Here is a 15,824-nt window from a genome sequence, read left to right as displayed (position 1 = left end):
TTCGCAATATTGCTACATTTTTGGGAGTTACCCCATGTCCAAATTGGATAAAGAAGCGCTTGAGTCATTGGACTCAATGCGCCAGCTAATGGAAACAGCAGACTGCTTGATCTTTCAGGAAGAAGTCGAGCGGGCGCTGGATCGCATGGCGGAGGCCATTACTGAAGACCTGGGGGACAAACTGCCGGTTTTTTATTGTGTGATGAACGGTGGCTTGATTACGACCGGGCATCTGCTGACCCGATTGGGGTTTCCGCTGGAAGTGGACTATTTGCATGCCACGCGTTATCGCAACGAGCTGCGCGGTGGCGAGCTTTTCTGGCGTGTGTCGCCTGAAATTCCCATGGCCGGGCGCCACGTCGTCATCGTGGATGACATTTTGGATGAAGGATCGACGCTCGCCGCAATTCTTGCTTACTGTAAAGAAGCTCAGGCAGCCAGCGTTACGACTGCCGTCCTGGTGGATAAGCAACATAACCGCAAAGCGGTGCCGGGCTTGAAAGCTGATTACTGCAGCCTGGAGGTCGCGGACCGCTATGTGTTCGGTTTTGGTATGGACTACAAAGGCTACTGGCGTAACGCCCCAGGTATCTTCGCCCCCAAAGGCATGTAATTTTTAGCGTTGTACATTTAGTGCTGGTTTAGCGGGGGGAGAAGCGCCTCGCTAAGCCTGTCTCGGCAATCATTCGTGTCGAAATTTCTTCTACTGAAAAGCGCGTCGCATCAATAAACGGAATATGCATAATGCGGTAAAGCGCTTCGGCCTGTTCGACTTCCTGCAGACACTGATCCATTGAGCTATAGCGACTGTTCGGCCGACGCTCATTGCGTATGGCGGATAACCTGCGAGCATCAATAGTTAACCCAAACAACTTGCGCTGGTGCGGTGCTAACACCTTGGGCAGCTTGAGCGTGCCGTCTTCGTCAAGGTCGTCCTCGGTAAGTGGGTAGTTAGCCGCTCGAATGCCAAACTGAAGCGCCAAATAAAGCGACGTGGGTGTTTTGCCACAGCGCGATACGCCCACTAAAATAATATCGGCTTTGTCGTATTGATGCGTACGGGCGCCATCGTCGTTATCGAGTGCGAAGTGTACCGAATGAATCCGGTCCATATAGACGTCGTCACTGCCAATCGAGTGAGTTCTTCCCACGCTGTAAGAAGAGTGGGTGCCTAATTCCTGCTCCAAGGGTTTCAAAAAGGTAGAAAAGATATCCACCTTGAAGCCCGGCGCTTGGCGAATTACATCGCGTATCTGCTGGTCAACGATGGTATCGATAATGATCGGTTGTTGCCCATCTTGAGCGGCAGTGGATTCAATAATCCGGGCAAGCGCTTCCGCTTTATCAAGCGTATCGATATAAGGCTTGGTCAGCATGTTGATCTCAATATCGCTGAATTGAGCCAACAGGCTGCGACCCAGGCTCTCGGCCGTAATACCGGTACCATCGGAAATAAAGAAAGCTGTCCGCTTCATAATCACGCCCGTCAATTAAATAATAGATACGCTATTGTGTGCCGAGCGTTCGCTAAGCACAACGCCCCAGGCGACTACATAAACTGCCCGTATACGCCTTATGTTGTAAAAATCCTCCACTCCCTTCGCTATTAGACCAATGGCGAATAGGGTGGCACGGTGATAGGGTGACACGATCAATGATTGGCGATCTAAAAGATTGCATCAACGTCTTAAAGCGAGGGGGTTGCGTGGAAGAGTACATTCTGTGGTTCGATCAGTTAGGTATGGCCGACGTCGAACGCGTGGGTGGTAAAAACGCCTCGCTGGGCGAGATGATTTCCAATCTGTCAGGTGCCGGGGTAACCGTACCGGGTGGATTTGCCACTACGGCTCACGCATATCGTGAATTTCTCTCTCATGAAGGGCTTAACGAGCGCATTAACAGCACGCTATCGCGCCTGGACGTTGATGATGTTAAAGCACTGGCCGAAGCGGGTACTAATATTCGCCAATGGGTTATTGATACGCCGCTGCCGCCCGCTTTTGAAAGTGCGCTGCGTCAGGCCTATGAGCAACTGCAGGAGCAGCACCCTCAGCTGAAAGTAGCGGTGCGCAGCTCGGCAACCGCGGAAGACCTGCCGGATGCCTCTTTTGCGGGCCAGCAGGAAACTTTCCTGAATATCGAAGGTTTCGATAACATCAAACGCGCTGTACACGAGGTGTTTGCCTCGCTGTTTAATGATCGCGCAATTTCTTACCGCGTTCACCGTGGCTACGCCCACGAAAACGTCGCGCTGTCAGCGGGTGTTCAAAAAATGGTGCGCTCTGAGACGGGTGCCTCTGGGGTCATGTTTACCCTGGATACCGAATCAGGCTACCGCGATGCTGTCTTTGTGACGGCCTCGTGGGGGCTGGGCGAAACGGTTGTGCAAGGTGCTGTCAACCCTGATGAGTTTTATGTTCATAAGGGCACGTTAGCCGCTGGCCGCCCGGCGGTTTTACGGCGTAACCTGGGTTCCAAGCTCATCAAGATGGTTTACGGCCAGGAAACCAGCGCCGGTAAATCCGTCGACACCGTTGATGTGCCGCTTAATCAGCGTAATCGTTTCTGTATTAGCGACCAGCAGGTGATGGATCTTGCCCGTCAGGCGGTGACGATTGAGCAGCACTACGAGCGCCCCATGGATATTGAGTGGGCGCTTGATGGTGACGACGGTAAGCTTTATATCGTGCAGGCACGCCCTGAAACGGTGGTCTCGCAGCAGGAAGGCGGCAAGTTAGAGCGTTTCCAGCTGCGCGAGAAGGGCCGTACCCTGATTACCGGCCGGGCGATTGGTCAGCGCATTGGCCGCGGCACGGTCAAAGTGGTCATGAGTCCGGAAGATATGGATAAGGTTCTTGACGGTGACATTCTGGTGACCGACATGACGGATCCAGACTGGGAGCCCATTATGAAGCGGGCTTCAGCCATTGTTACCAACCGTGGTGGGCGTACCTGCCATGCGGCGATTATTGCTCGTGAGCTGGGCATTCCGGCGGTGGTTGGGTGTGGTGACGCTACACAGCAGCTCAGAGAAGGCACCGATGTCACCGTTTCCTGTGCCGAAGGTGACACCGGCCACGTTTATGATGGCCTGCTGGATTTTGACTGCAAGGTTTCAAGCGTCGATGCCATGCCTGAAATCCCATTCAAGATTATGATGAACGTGGGCAACCCTGATCGCGCATTTGGATTTGCCAGCCTGCCTAACGCAGGCGTAGGGCTTGCCCGGCTTGAGTTCATCATCAATCGCATGATTGGCGTTCACCCTAAGGCACTGCTGGATTACGCAACGCTGCCAGCTGACTTGCAGCAGGTGATTGACCTTCGTACCGCGGGCTATACCGACCCGGTAACTTTCTACGTGGACAAGCTGGTGGAAGGTATTTCCACGTTGGCGGCGGCCTTTTACCCTCAGCGGGTTATCGTGCGTTTGTCTGACTTCAAGTCCAACGAGTACGAAAACCTGATTGGCGGTAAGCTTTACGAGCCGGGCGAAGAGAATCCCATGTTGGGCTTCCGTGGGGCTTCGCGGTATATCTCGGACGCTTTCCGGCCCTGCTTCGAGCTTGAGTGTCGCGCCTTAAAATACGTACGCGACGAGATGGGGCTTGATAACGTCGAAATCATGGTGCCCTTTGTACGCACCACCGATGAAGCCAAGCAGGTGGTTGATCTGTTGGCAGAAAACGGCTTGAAGCGCGGCGATGCAAGCGGGCTGAAAGTGATCATGATGTGCGAGTTACCTGCTAATGCATTGTTGGCTGAAGAATTTCTTGAACACTTCGACGGCTTCTCAATCGGCTCTAACGATCTTACGCAGTTAACGCTGGGGCTGGACCGTGACTCAGGCATCGTGGCGCATCTGTTTGATGAGCGTAATGCGGCGGTGAAAAAGTTGTTGGCAATGGCTATTCAGGCTTGTAAAGCCCAAGGCAAATATGTGGGTATTTGTGGGCAAGGGCCCTCAGATCATCCTGAATTGGCTAAGTGGTTGATGGAACAGGGGATTGATTCAGTATCCCTCAACCCTGATGCAGTACTTGAGACGTGGTTTATGTTGGCAGGCGAGACAATCACCTAACGTCGACCTGTAAACCGCTATTTTGCGCCCGGCCATTGTGCCGGGCGCATGCGTTTTATAGGCTACTCTGTTGTGTGGTTACTTACTTGATATTTCCCAGGATGCGAGAGGGCAGTGTAATGTCCCCAAAAAGGATTAAATTAGCACTATCAGGATTGCTGTTAGTGCCGGTCTATAGCTTTGGGTTTAGCTATGAAACCCCCTCTATAACGCCAGAAGTTGGGTCGGGGTATGAGGAAAAACCCGGCTGGGAGGCGGAGTCGTTTGCAGTTGCGGCGGCTAACCCGTTGGCAACGGATGCAGGCTATCAAGTGTTGGCAAATGGTGGTAATGCCATTGACGCTGCTATCGCTGTGCAAATGGTATTAACACTGGTCGAGCCTCAGTCCAGCGGCATTGGCGGTGGTGCTTTTTTAATGTTCTATGATGGCTCAAACGTTCAGGCTTACGACGGCCGAGAGACAGCGCCTGGTGCGGTGACAGGGGAACTGTTCATGGAAAATGGCGAGCCGCTGCCCTTTGCAGATGCGGTAGCCAGTGGACTTTCTGTTGGTGTGCCAGGCACGGTGCGAATGTTGGAACAAGCACATAAAGAGCACGGCCAGTTGGCTTGGGAGGCGCTTTTTGAACCCGCTATTACGCTTGCCGAGGAAGGGTTTGCCGTTAGTCAACGGCTGCACACCAGCCTTGCCAATGATGAAGCGTTACGTAGTGACCCGCTCGCCGAGAGCTTCTATTACCAGCCTAACGGCGAGCCGCTAGCGGTTGGCGACACGTTAAAAAACCCGGCGTTGGCGAGCATATTGCGCCAAATTGCGACCAACGGCAGCGCGGCCTTTTATGAGGGCGACATTGCTGAGGATTTAGTAAATCGTGTACAGAACCATCCGGTGCGGCCAGGCAGCATGACCCTTGAGGATGTTGGCGGCTACCAGACAATTGAGCGGGAACCGCTGTGTACGCCATGGCAACAGTGGGAAGTGTGCGGATTTCCTCCGCCTTCGTCTGGGCATATTACCATTATGCAAATACTGGGCCTTTTAGATCAGCAGCCGTTGTTGGAAGCACCCTTGGATAACGGCGTATCCAGCAGTGGTTGGCTGCATCAGTTTTTGGAGGCTTCTCGGCTGGCCTTCGCTGATCGCGGACGTTATATCGCGGACCCTGAGTTCGTAGAGGCGCCGGGTGGGGACTGGTCATTAATGCTGGCGCCTGACTATCTTTCAGAGCGTAGTAAGTTAATTGGCGACACCAGCATGGGCGATAGTGCGGAGCCAGGAAACCCTGGTGAGCTTGACGTTAGCTTTGCCTCACAGCCGGATCAGCCGAAATATGGCACTAGCCATATCAGTATTATTGATGCTGAAGGCAATGCCGTGGCGATGACCACGTCTATTGAGCAGGCGTTTGGTTCGCGCATCCTTGCCGATGGAGGAACCGGGCTGCCGGGTGGGTACCTGCTTAATAACGAGTTGACCGACTTTTCGTTTACCCCAGAGGTGGACGGCGAGCTGGTTGCTAATCGGGTTGAGCCTGGCAAGCGTCCGCGTTCAAGCATGAGCCCAACACTCGTCTTCGATAAAGAGTCGGGCGAACTGGTGGCAAGCCTGGGATCGCCGGGTGGTGCGGCTATTATTCATTACACCGCCCGCACGTTAGTGGCGATGCGTGATTGGGGGATGAGTGCACAAGAAGCGCTCAATTTGCCTCACGCCATTACCATGGGAGGCGATGTTTATTTGGAAGAGGGAGGCTTCCCCGAAGCGACCCTGGAAGTGCTTGAGGAGTACGGTCATACCATCAGTGAAAGAGAGCTAACCAGTGGGCTTCAGGCTATCCGTAGGCTGGAGGATGGGACGCTGTTTGGCGGTGCCGACCCGCGTCGCGAAGGCGTTGTTATGGGCGATTGATCCCACTTGGCTTTACGAAATGAGCTGTCAGTGGCGTGTTTAAGTACACGTCACTGACGTAGCCAATTGCGCAGCCTCACCAACAGAAGTTCCCCATCGCTTAACGCTCGCCGCTCTTCAATCAATTCACGTAAACGCTCGGGATAGTCGGTAATAATCGCATCAACCCCTAAATCGATCAGTGTGGACATTCTTGCCCGGTCATTAACTGTCCAGGCATGTATCTCATAGCCATAAAGCGCTGCAAGACGCACTTCCTCTGCTGTAATGCGGTTATGGCGAAGTCCCAGGGCATCGAAACTTCGACGGTCCAGTGTGCCTGGCAGGATTAATTGTGCCAGCAGTGTGACGCGTAGTTCAGGCGCCTGGCGTTTAATGTGGGCAGTCAGTGCTGGCGTCATCGTGGCTACCCGCATCTCCAGCATTGCATTGGGAAAGCCGCACTCGCCATACGCTGTTATAGGATGACTGCTTTTAGCCCAGCAGGCATAGCGCATATCGGTTTCAGCACGCAGCAGGGCAATGACTGCATCAGCAAGTGCTTGTTCCTCGCCGGGCAGCGCTTTCATGTCGATCATCAACCCGGCATGGCCACGCACGCGTTCGAGTACCTCATCCAGGCCTGCGATAGGCTCGTTTTGAAAAGCATCACCGAACCAACTGCCTATATCGTACTGACTAAGCTCTTCACGTGTTAAGTCGCCGAATTCTCTGTTATCACCGGTTAATCTTGCCAGGCTCCGGTCATGGTAAATCATGACCTGCCCATCGGCGGATAAGCGAACATCCAGCTCTACGGCGTCAGCCTTATCGACGATGGCCTGGTCAACCGCGGCCAGGGTGTTTTCGGGGGCGACCATTGAACTACCACGGTGCGCGAACACCTTTACATTGTCGCGTAGCTCAAAACTATTCAGGATCCACCAGGCTTGTAAGGCGGCCAGTAGCAATACGCTAAGTTCAACCGCCCAGGCAAATCGGCCCGGGAGGACGATTTTTGATGGAGGAGCAGGGCGCATCTTGTGATGCGCTAACTGAAGGTACAAACAAGCAGAAAGCAGTGCGTTAGCCGCAATACCGATAAAGGTAACGGCGAGGGTTAGTAGCAGATAGCCTGTTAAATAGGCAAACATGATGGGAATTAGAAACGCATTGTGTTCTGGTAACCACCAGAGGAGCGGCGTCACCAGTGCATCAAAGGCGATGGTGGTGATAACAGGTAGCGCAATAATGAGCAGTAGCAGGATGAGCACGGCCGCGCCAATGGAGCGGTGCCAGCCTTTGGTTAAATGAAAACTGCGCGTCAAGGCGCGTAACGGGCTGCAGTTATCAAGTGCCACTAACGGAAGCGCCAACAGCCAACGCAGATAAAGCCAGGCCGCCAAGCTTAGCCAGGCCACTACAAGCGGCAGCGCGCAGGCAATAAAGTACCAAAGCACAGGTGGCATGACGCGCTGTAAATAGTAAGGGTCCAGGCCGCTTAGCCAAACACTATAAAGCCATGCAAGTGCGGCCATGAAAGGGGCCAGCAGTAAAAGGTGCGTGCCCACCTGTAACACGACTAATCCTGCCAGCGCGGGGAGGCGACGAACGCTTAACCAGAGTGCATCAAAGGCTAACCGGTAATGATTGCCTCGAGGTCGAACGGCGACCTGGAGCATACCAGCCTGTTGCCAGTAAAGAATGAGAAAGATGAAAACCAGGCCGACCAGCATGCAAGCTAGGCCCAGCGGGCTAAACAGCAGGCTGATCAGCTCGTCATTGGTAATCACTGTACGCTTTAATTGAGCGAGCAGACCTTGGGTTATCCACCCAATCACGGGTAATAACAGGGCAGAGGCAAGTAAGGTAAAAAACAAATGATAGGCGATCAAGGGGCGTAGATGATCGCGCAGTGTCTTCATTAAGGCCGAGCCAAGATGTGTCAGTGGCTGCATTGTCTTTTTAAATCATAAGGATGAACTAACAGAGTGGCAGTATCCGGAAGCCCTCGCAAGTCGACGACCTCTTGCGGTAATAAAAACGCCCCACAACGAGAGGTTGTGGGGCGTTCGGTCATCGTCTCAGAATTAACGAAACTTCATTAAGTCTGTGATGGTGCGAGCATCGGCGATAGGGTGGTTACGCTTCTTGAGCAACCGGAATCACGTTTGAGGCGATTTTCTGATACTCCTCAATTTCGTGGAAGTTCATATAACGATAGATCTCTCCTGCCATGGCGTCAAATTCACTCATGTAACGCTGATACTCTTCAACGCTTGGCAGGCGACCTTCCACCGCGGCAACCGCGGCGAGTTCCGCCGAGGCAAGGTACACGTTGGCACCATCGCCCAGACGGTTCGGGAAGTTACGTGTAGACGTAGACACAACGGTGCTTTTTGCCGCAACGCGTGCCTGGTTACCCATACACAGCGAGCATCCCGGCATTTCCATACGCGCACCGGCACGACCATAAATGCCGTAGTAACCCTCTTCGGTCAGCTGGTGCTGATCCATTTTGGTCGGCGGTGCCAGCCACAGGCGAGTTTTTAGACTGCCTGCAGGCTGCTTTTCAAGTAGTTTACCCGCTGCGCGGAAATGACCAATGTTGGTCATGCACGAGCCGATAAATACTTCATCAATCTTTTCGCCCGCAACGTCTGACAGCAAACGAGCGTCGTCAGGATCGTTAGGTGCGCAAAGCACAGGCTCTTTAATCTCGGACAGGTCAATTTCGATGACTTCGGCGTATTCGGCGTCCGCATCGGCACGCATCAGGCTCGGGTCGGCAAGCCACGCTTCCATACCCTCGATACGACGGCTGATAGTACGCTCATCGCCATAGCCGTTGGCAATCATCCACTTCAGCAGTGTGATGTTGGATTTCAAGTACTCGGTCACACTCTCATCAGACAGCGTAATAGTACAGCCAGCGGCAGAGCGCTCAGCAGAGGCGTCGGAAAGCTCAAACGCCTGCTCGACCGTTAAGTCTTCAAGGCCTTCAATTTCCAGTACGCGGCCAGAGAACGCATTCTTCTTGTTGGCCTTGTCAACGGTCAGAAGACCTTGCTTGATGCCGTAAAGCGGAATGGCGTGAACCAGGTCACGCAGGGTAACGCCAGGCTGGCGCTTGCCTTTAAAGCGTACCAGTACGGATTCCGGCATATCCAGCGGCATAACGCCGGTGGCAGCAGCGAAAGCTACCAGGCCAGAACCAGCCGGGAACGAGATGCCCAGCGGGAAGCGAGTGTGCGAGTCGCCACCGGTACCTACTGTGTCTGGCAGCAGCATGCGGTTCAGCCAGCTGTGGATGATGCCGTCGCCAGGACGCAGCGATACACCGCCGCGGTTCATAATGAAGTCAGGCAGCGTGTGGTGAGTGTCTACGTCCACCGGCTTCGGATAGGCCGCCGTGTGGCAGAATGACTGCATCACCAGGTCCGCTTGGAAGCCCAGGCATGCCAGGTCTTTCAGCTCGTCACGTGTCATCGGGCCAGTGGTATCCTGGGAGCCGACGGTGGACATTTTGGGCTCGCAGTACATCCCCGGACGAACGCCTTCCAGGCCGCACGCCTTACCGACCATTTTCTGCGCCAGGGTAAAGCCCTTGCCGGTGTCTTTGGGCTGTTCCGGGAGGCGGAATACATCAGAAGGCTCAAGGCCAAGGGACTCACGTGCTTTGCCCGTCAGGCCGCGGCCGATGATCAGAGGAATACGGCCGCCAGCGCGTACTTCGTCAAGGATCAACTGCGTTTTCAACGCAAACGTGGTGAGCACTTCATCAGTGCCGTGCTTGCATACCTTGCCTTCGTAGGGGTAGACGTCAATGACATCGCCCATTTCCAGCTTTGATACGTCCAGTTCAATCGGGAGTGCGCCAGAATCTTCCATGGTGTTAAAGAAGATCGGAGCAATTTTGCTACCAAAACAGAAGCCGCCCGCGCGCTTGTTGGGAACGTAAGGGATATCGTCACCAAAGAACCACAGCACGGAGTTAGTGGCTGATTTACGTGAAGAGCCCGTACCCACAACATCACCGACATAAGCAACCGGGAAGCCTTTGGCTTTGACTTCTTCAATTTGCTTGAGCGGACCCATGGAGCCCGGTACTTCAGGCACAATGCCGTCACGCTCGTTTTTGAGCATGGCATTAGCGTGCAGCGGGATATCGGGGCGCGACCAGGCATCGGGTGCTGGTGACAGATCATCCGTGTTGGTTTCACCCGGCACCTTAAAGACGGTTAGGGTGATTTTTTCTTCTAAAGCAGGCTTGGAGAGGTACCACTCTGCTTCTGCCCAGGACTGAATAACGTCTTTGGCAACGCTGTTACCCTTTTTGGCGCGCTCTTCAACATCATGAAAGGCATCAAACATCAGCAGGGTATGCTTGAGCTGTTCGCCGGCTTCACGCGCTAACTCTTCGTTATCCAATAGCTCTACCATGGAGACGATGTTGTAACCGCCTTGCATGGTGCCCAGCAGCTTAACCGCGTGGATTTTATCGATCAGCGGAGAGGTTGCTTCGCCCTTGGCGATGGCAGTAAGAAAGCCCGCTTTCACATAAGCGGCTTCATCGACGCCCGGCGGAACCCGGTTGGTGATCAGGTCAAGAACAAATTCCTCTTCACCCGCCGGTGGGGTTTTTAGCAGCTCAATTAAGGCGGCAACTTGCTCGGCGTTTAGAGGCTTGGGTGGTACGCCTTCAGCGGCGCGTTCCTCGACATGTTGGCGATATGCTTCAAGCACGTTGGGGCCCTCTCATCTGCTTTATGGTGGCGAACACACATTTTCACGGTGTTTGAGCGTGCGCTCGGACACATGACATACGCTTGGAAACAGCGTCTGGTTGGATGGCATGGATTCTACGGCAAACTGTCGACAATGTTAAGAAGAAGGCGATAGGCAGGTGTTGTACTTTGTGTTGATACACAAAAAATACCGCTTTAAAGACCTGTGTTTTGGCCGTTTGAGGCACTTTCTGGCAGGGTGTGGTGGGCCCGAGCACGCTAAAGGTGTGATTGCGGTTGCGCCGCGTTACCATGGCTTGGACGCTATAGCGTTACGGTTGCTTTCCAAGTTGAACTAACCTCACAGCGAAGCGTAGAGCGCCATTGTTGTTACTAATTAGCTATTACTATTAGCGGTGGCCAGCAATACGTATCCAAGAGACATGGCATGGCGTCGTTCTTGCGGACCAGGAACGAGGTGAACGCTATCGGCGTTTAAATATTGTACAATTATGAAAAAATGCTCGGAAGAACGTTATGTCAATGCAATTGCCGGAATTAACACCCGCAGACCATAAGCTTCAAGCAGATGACTTGTTGCCCGAAAGTTTAAATGAATTTCTTGCCTGCATAACGCCCGACAGCTGGCTTAAATGGGCGCTAGATAACCCGGAAATACTGCTCGTTGACCACGCTCAGTGTGAGAAAAAGGCCGCCTCGACGGCCATGAGTTTGCTGTATCGTTATGTAGACCAACCTCTTTTATTGAGCAAAATGTCTCAGCTCGCCCGCGAAGAATTGCTGCACTTTGAGCAAGTTGTGGGTTTAATGGAGAAGCGCGGCGTTGAATACAAGCATTTAACCGCTTCCCGATACGCTGAGGGCCTGCGACGTCATGTGCGCAGCAATGATCCAGAGCGTCTTATTGATATCCTCATTATTGGCGCCTTAATAGAAGCACGCAGCTGCGAGCGTTTTGCTCGCTTGATTCCTTACCTGGATGAAGAGTTGGCTAAATTTTATCGCACGCTGGTTAAGTCCGAAGGGCGTCATTTTGAAGACTATCTACTGCTTGCGCAGCAACAAACTAACGCTTCCATTGATGAAAGAATTGCTTTTTTTGTGGCCCGGGAAGCAGAGCTGATAACGTCACCCGATACGGCTTTTCGTTTTCATAGTGGTGTACCCGCTTAATACACCACTAGCCCAGGCAGGATATGTATCATGCGCGATACTCGTGAGTCTGATCAGCTAATCCTCTTTGGTCATTTTTCCCTCTCTCAGGGGGATGGTGTACTAACCCACTTTAGCTATGACAAAGTCAAAGCGCTGTTAGTCTACTTACTGCTTCACCGCCAGCCGGTGAACCGCTCGGTGCTCGCCGAGCTGTTATGGCCTGACCAAGGGCTTTCATCAGGCAGAACTAACTTGCGCCATGCCCTGCACTGCCTGCGTCATTCGCTTGGGGATAACGCTGATCACGTCTTGAAAGTGTCGCGCCAAACCATCGCTTTTAACCTGCCAGCGACTTGGCGCATCGATTTACATGAACTGCAGCAACTGCTGGAAGGCCCCCGCGAACTAACAACGCTCGAAGCGGTGCTGACCTGCTATCAAGGGGACCTCGTTGAGGAGCTCCAGCTAACCAGCTGTAGCGAATTTCAGCGGTGGCTCGTACAAGTGCGCAACGAATGGCGTCAGCGCGTCATTCGCTTTGCTGAGCAGGTCCTGGAAGCCCATGAGGATGCGCCAGATGTAATGCTTGAAGGCCTGGTAAGCCGCTTTTCTGGCTACGCACCTTTTCATGAGCGCTTGGTACGCCAGCTTGCCGAGCAGAACCAAATCGCTGCTGCTCACGAGCAATACAATGGTTATTTACAGCTATTAGCACTTTCGGGGCAGCAGCCTGAGCCCAGTTTTTTACAGCTCGCAAGTTATTGGTCGGATGGGCCGCATGACCCTCGTGCCATGTCCCCTCAGGGTGCTTTTTCGCGCGTATTGGCAGCGGATAGCAAGCCGCTGCGCGACGATGAAATCGAGCTGCGCCAGCTCTCCGTGATGGCGATTCGGCTGCGCTTGAAGGGCGACTGGCAGGAGCGTGCGGCAGTGCGTAGCTGTCTGGGCCTGCAGCTGGAGTTACTGCGTTGGTTAGAGCAGCAGTGTCATCATCTGGGAGGGTTCTGGTTACCTGGGGCTACCGGAGGACTCGGGCTTGCCTGTTTTGGTACCCATGGGCCCGCACACCAGCTTGCGGAGCTGGTAGCGCTTTACGAACACTGTCAACACGCGCTGCCGCAAGAGTCGGCGCGTCACTGGGAAGGGGAAGGTGAGCCGCCTTCCTTTGAGCTTGCCGCCGGGTTAAATAGCGGGCGGGTCGTCTATTTGGCAGAGCGTCAGCTAGCGGACCCACTTGGTCAGGTGACGCAAGTTGCCTTGGAGCTAATGAGTGCGGCAGAGGGCAGTGAGCTGGTCATTTCTCAGGAGGCCAGCCAGCACATGCCCCCCGCGCTTGATCTACAGCCACGACTGGTGTCTCGGCTGGTGGCAAGCGATGGGCGTATTCGCCTGCGCGCGCTGGTCCTGGGGCAAAACGAGGGGGGGCGTGATGCGCTCCCGCCGAGCCTGGTGGGGCGTGAGGCCCCGTTGCGTACGCTCCGCGATGCCTTGGCGCGGGCGGGAATTGGGCTGCGCCAAAGCGTGCTTGTCCGAGGTGCTTCGGGCATGGGGAAATCTGCGCTCATGGTGGGGTTTCGTCAGCTTGAATTAAGTCGCGATGCCGCGATTTGTTGGCAGCCAACGACGCGATTATCCGTACTTGAACCTTACGGTATTGCCCGCAGCCTGGTGGCCTGGTATCTAAATGCGCCACCTGCGCTGGATACCTTGCATGCCATGCAAGCAACGCTGGGCTTGGGTCTTTTAGAAAAGAGCCGACAGCACCTGCTTGAAGAAGCGCTTGGGGTTAGGGACGTTCAAGAGGTGGCGCAGCTTGCGCAAAACGGCGAGGTGGCGGAGCTGGTCGTACAGTTGTTACATCGCTTGATTGAGCAGAAAACCAGTGAACGTACGCTGGTGCTAATGATAGATGATCTTCAATGGATTGATGAGCCCTCCTTTAAAGTGCTGGCAGGCCTTCAGGCGCGCTTGCCTATCAATACGGCGTTTATGCTGATTGCCAGTCATCATGGCCGTGAACCCTTACCGGTTAAGCTTCACTGGGACCAGCAGATCACGTTGGGTAAGTTGGACGTTCAGCAATCATCACGCCTGCTTTCCCAGCTGTCACGCCGCTACCGCATACATTTAAGCCCCCGGCTGCGTAACCAGATCATAGAGCGGTGCGATGGCGTGCCGCTTTACATGCAGGAAATTTGCCGACGTCTGGACATGGACCGTCGCGAAGGGCGTAGTATTCAATTTGATGAGCTGCCGAAAGGGCTGCTGGGCTTGCTAGCCAGCCGTATTGATCAGTTGGAGGCCGGCCGCGCGATTGCCCACGTGGCGGCAGTGCTTGGCAAACGTTTCCGGCTGGATTTTTTGTTGGAGTGCAGCGGCTGGGAGCCCGCTCGACTAACGCAAGCGCTTGAGCATATGCGTCAGCTCGAGATCATTGAACCCGTTAATAAAGAGCTCGGTGAGCAAGAGTGCCAGTTTAGCCATCAGCTTCTTCAGGAAGCCGCCTATCTCTCCTGCCCGCGCGATGTACGCGTCAAACTGCATCAGCAGGTCGTCACGCTAATTGAAGAGCGTTTCCCCATGTGGATTAGCCGCCATCCTGGCGACTTTGCTGCACACTTGCGTAGAAGCGGTCATTACGCACGCGGCGCACGCTATTTTGAGCTTTCTGCTCGCGAGGCGCTAAAGGTCAGTGCTAACCGAACGGCGTTGCGGATGGCCGACGCAGGGTTGGCAAGCTTGCGCCATGTTGAGCATGAGATAGAGCGCGAGGTTAGTCTGCTTACGGTACGTGGCCAGGCCGCATTTTCCCTGGAAGGACACGGCTCACCCATCGCTCATGAAAGTTTTGTTCGCGCCCGAGAGCTACTGCGTGAGTCCGGCAGCGATATGCTGGATGACCCTGAAGAGCTTGAGCAGGTCTTTCTGGTTAAGTGGGGGCTCTGGGTAGGGCGCAGCCAGCGCTATGCGCATGCCGATGCGTTTGCGCTTGCCTCGACGCTTGCGGATATCGCGGAGCGACTGGAAGACCCGCGCTATCGCCGTTTAGCGGATTATGCACGCGCTCAATGCGAGTACTGGGCAGGACGTATCCAGCAGGCCCACGATCATCTGGATGAAATTGATCCGCTCAATGCACAAATGATGATTGAGTGGTTGCCGTTCTCTGATCACCCGCAGGTAACGGCAGCGTGTTTTCAAGGCTGGGCGCTCTGTTTACGGGGCGACTATCAGCGGGCAGAGCGGCAAGTATCGGCGGCGCTTCGGTTGGCGGAAAAAATTGGCCACCCGGGAACGCTGGCAATGTCGCTGTTATTCGCGGCTTCCCTCTATCGTCAGTTAGGGCATGTGCACCTGGCGGCGCGCCAGGCTGAGAGGGCGGCAGCCATGACCGTCACGCCCGACTTGCAATTATGGCAAATCTCGGCCCAAGCGGTGTTGGGATGGCAGCGCGCGTTAGCAGGGGATCAAGGAGGGCTTGCACAAATACGCGAAAGCCTTGAGCGGATGACCGAGCTTAAAGGGAGCGACCGCTACCAGCGGCCCTCATTATGGTATATCGATGCCTGTATTGAGCTGGGTGAGCTTGATGTCGCAGAAGACTATTTGGATCAATGCCTTGTGATCGCCCGCGAGCGTACCACGCTGTTTTTGCCTGAGCTTGCGACGCTGCTGGCGAGTGTTCGGCATCAGCTTGGACATCCTGCGAACGAGGTTAGGGCGCTTGCCGAGATGGCCATCAGCCAATCCCGAGAAAATGGGAACCGCCACCAGGAGCTGGCGGCGCTTGAGCTATGGTTGATGCACATTGAGCCGGGTGACCCTACTGCAAAAGAGTCGTTCCGACATTTGCTGAATGATGTTAGCCATAGCGATGCGCCGGTGCTGGTGCGTTGGGTGAGCCTGCTGGATCGTCGTTTGACCCAGCCTGCGGGTGTAGAAGGTTAGGGG

At 54.4% G+C, this 15,824-nt stretch carries 8 protein-coding genes; 5 read left to right on the top strand and 3 right to left on the bottom strand.

Features of this window, described 5'->3' with window-relative positions; genetic code table 11:
* The first annotated feature begins 34 nt into the window (after nt 1–34).
* Nucleotides 35–613, top strand: coding sequence for a hypoxanthine-guanine phosphoribosyltransferase (locus tag INT20_RS15050; RefSeq protein WP_193054658.1), 579 nt, complete (start codon nt 35–37; stop codon nt 611–613).
* A gap of 28 nt (nt 614–641) precedes the next feature.
* On the opposite strand, the gene ppsR is transcribed toward INT20_RS15050, so the two are convergent.
* Complete coding sequence (gene ppsR, locus INT20_RS15045; protein ID WP_172118447.1) at nt 642–1,475, bottom strand: posphoenolpyruvate synthetase regulatory kinase/phosphorylase PpsR; 834 nt, start codon at nt 1,473–1,475, stop codon at nt 642–644.
* 230 nt (nt 1,476–1,705) lie between these two features.
* Here ppsR and ppsA point away from each other — a divergent pair, with 230 nt between their 5' ends.
* Together ppsA and ggt are read left to right on the top strand one after the other, a co-directional pair.
* Nucleotides 1,706–4,081 carry a phosphoenolpyruvate synthase gene (ppsA, locus tag INT20_RS15040; RefSeq protein WP_193054659.1) on the top strand — a complete coding sequence of 792 codons (2,376 nt, stop codon included), beginning with the start codon at nt 1,706–1,708 and terminating at the stop codon, nt 4,079–4,081.
* A gap of 119 nt (nt 4,082–4,200) precedes the next feature.
* Nucleotides 4,201–5,991: a gamma-glutamyltransferase gene (gene ggt / locus INT20_RS15035; protein ID WP_193057208.1), complete on the top strand. Its 1,791-nt coding sequence runs from the start codon at nt 4,201–4,203 to the stop codon at nt 5,989–5,991.
* Nucleotides 5,992–6,041: 50 nt separating this feature from the next.
* Here ggt and INT20_RS15030 read toward each other — a convergent pair whose 3' ends face one another.
* Both INT20_RS15030 and acnB read right to left on the bottom strand, forming a co-directional pair.
* Nucleotides 6,042–7,928: a glycerophosphodiester phosphodiesterase family protein gene (locus tag INT20_RS15030; protein WP_193057207.1), complete on the bottom strand. Its 1,887-nt coding sequence runs from the start codon at nt 7,926–7,928 to the stop codon at nt 6,042–6,044.
* A 184-nt stretch (nt 7,929–8,112) separates the two neighbouring features.
* Nucleotides 8,113–10,716, bottom strand: a complete 2,604-nt coding sequence (gene acnB, locus INT20_RS15025) for a bifunctional aconitate hydratase 2/2-methylisocitrate dehydratase (protein WP_193054662.1) — start codon at nt 10,714–10,716, stop codon at nt 8,113–8,115.
* A gap of 518 nt (nt 10,717–11,234) precedes the next feature.
* Here acnB and miaE point away from each other — a divergent pair.
* Nucleotides 11,235–11,891, top strand: a complete 657-nt coding sequence (gene miaE / locus INT20_RS15020) for a tRNA-(ms[2]io[6]A)-hydroxylase (RefSeq protein ID WP_087107350.1) — start codon at nt 11,235–11,237, stop codon at nt 11,889–11,891.
* 30 nt (nt 11,892–11,921) lie between these two features.
* Nucleotides 11,922–15,821, top strand: a complete 3,900-nt coding sequence (locus INT20_RS15015) for an AAA family ATPase (protein ID WP_193057206.1) — start codon at nt 11,922–11,924, stop codon at nt 15,819–15,821.
* Nucleotides 15,822–15,824 lie beyond the last annotated feature (3 nt).

The sequence above is a fragment of the Halomonas citrativorans genome, assembly GCF_014898005.1.
Classification (GTDB): Bacteria; Pseudomonadota; Gammaproteobacteria; order Pseudomonadales; family Halomonadaceae; genus Vreelandella; species Vreelandella citrativorans.
The sequence above is the reverse complement of the archived record's forward strand: the minus strand, read 5'-3'. Positions and strand labels throughout refer to the sequence as shown.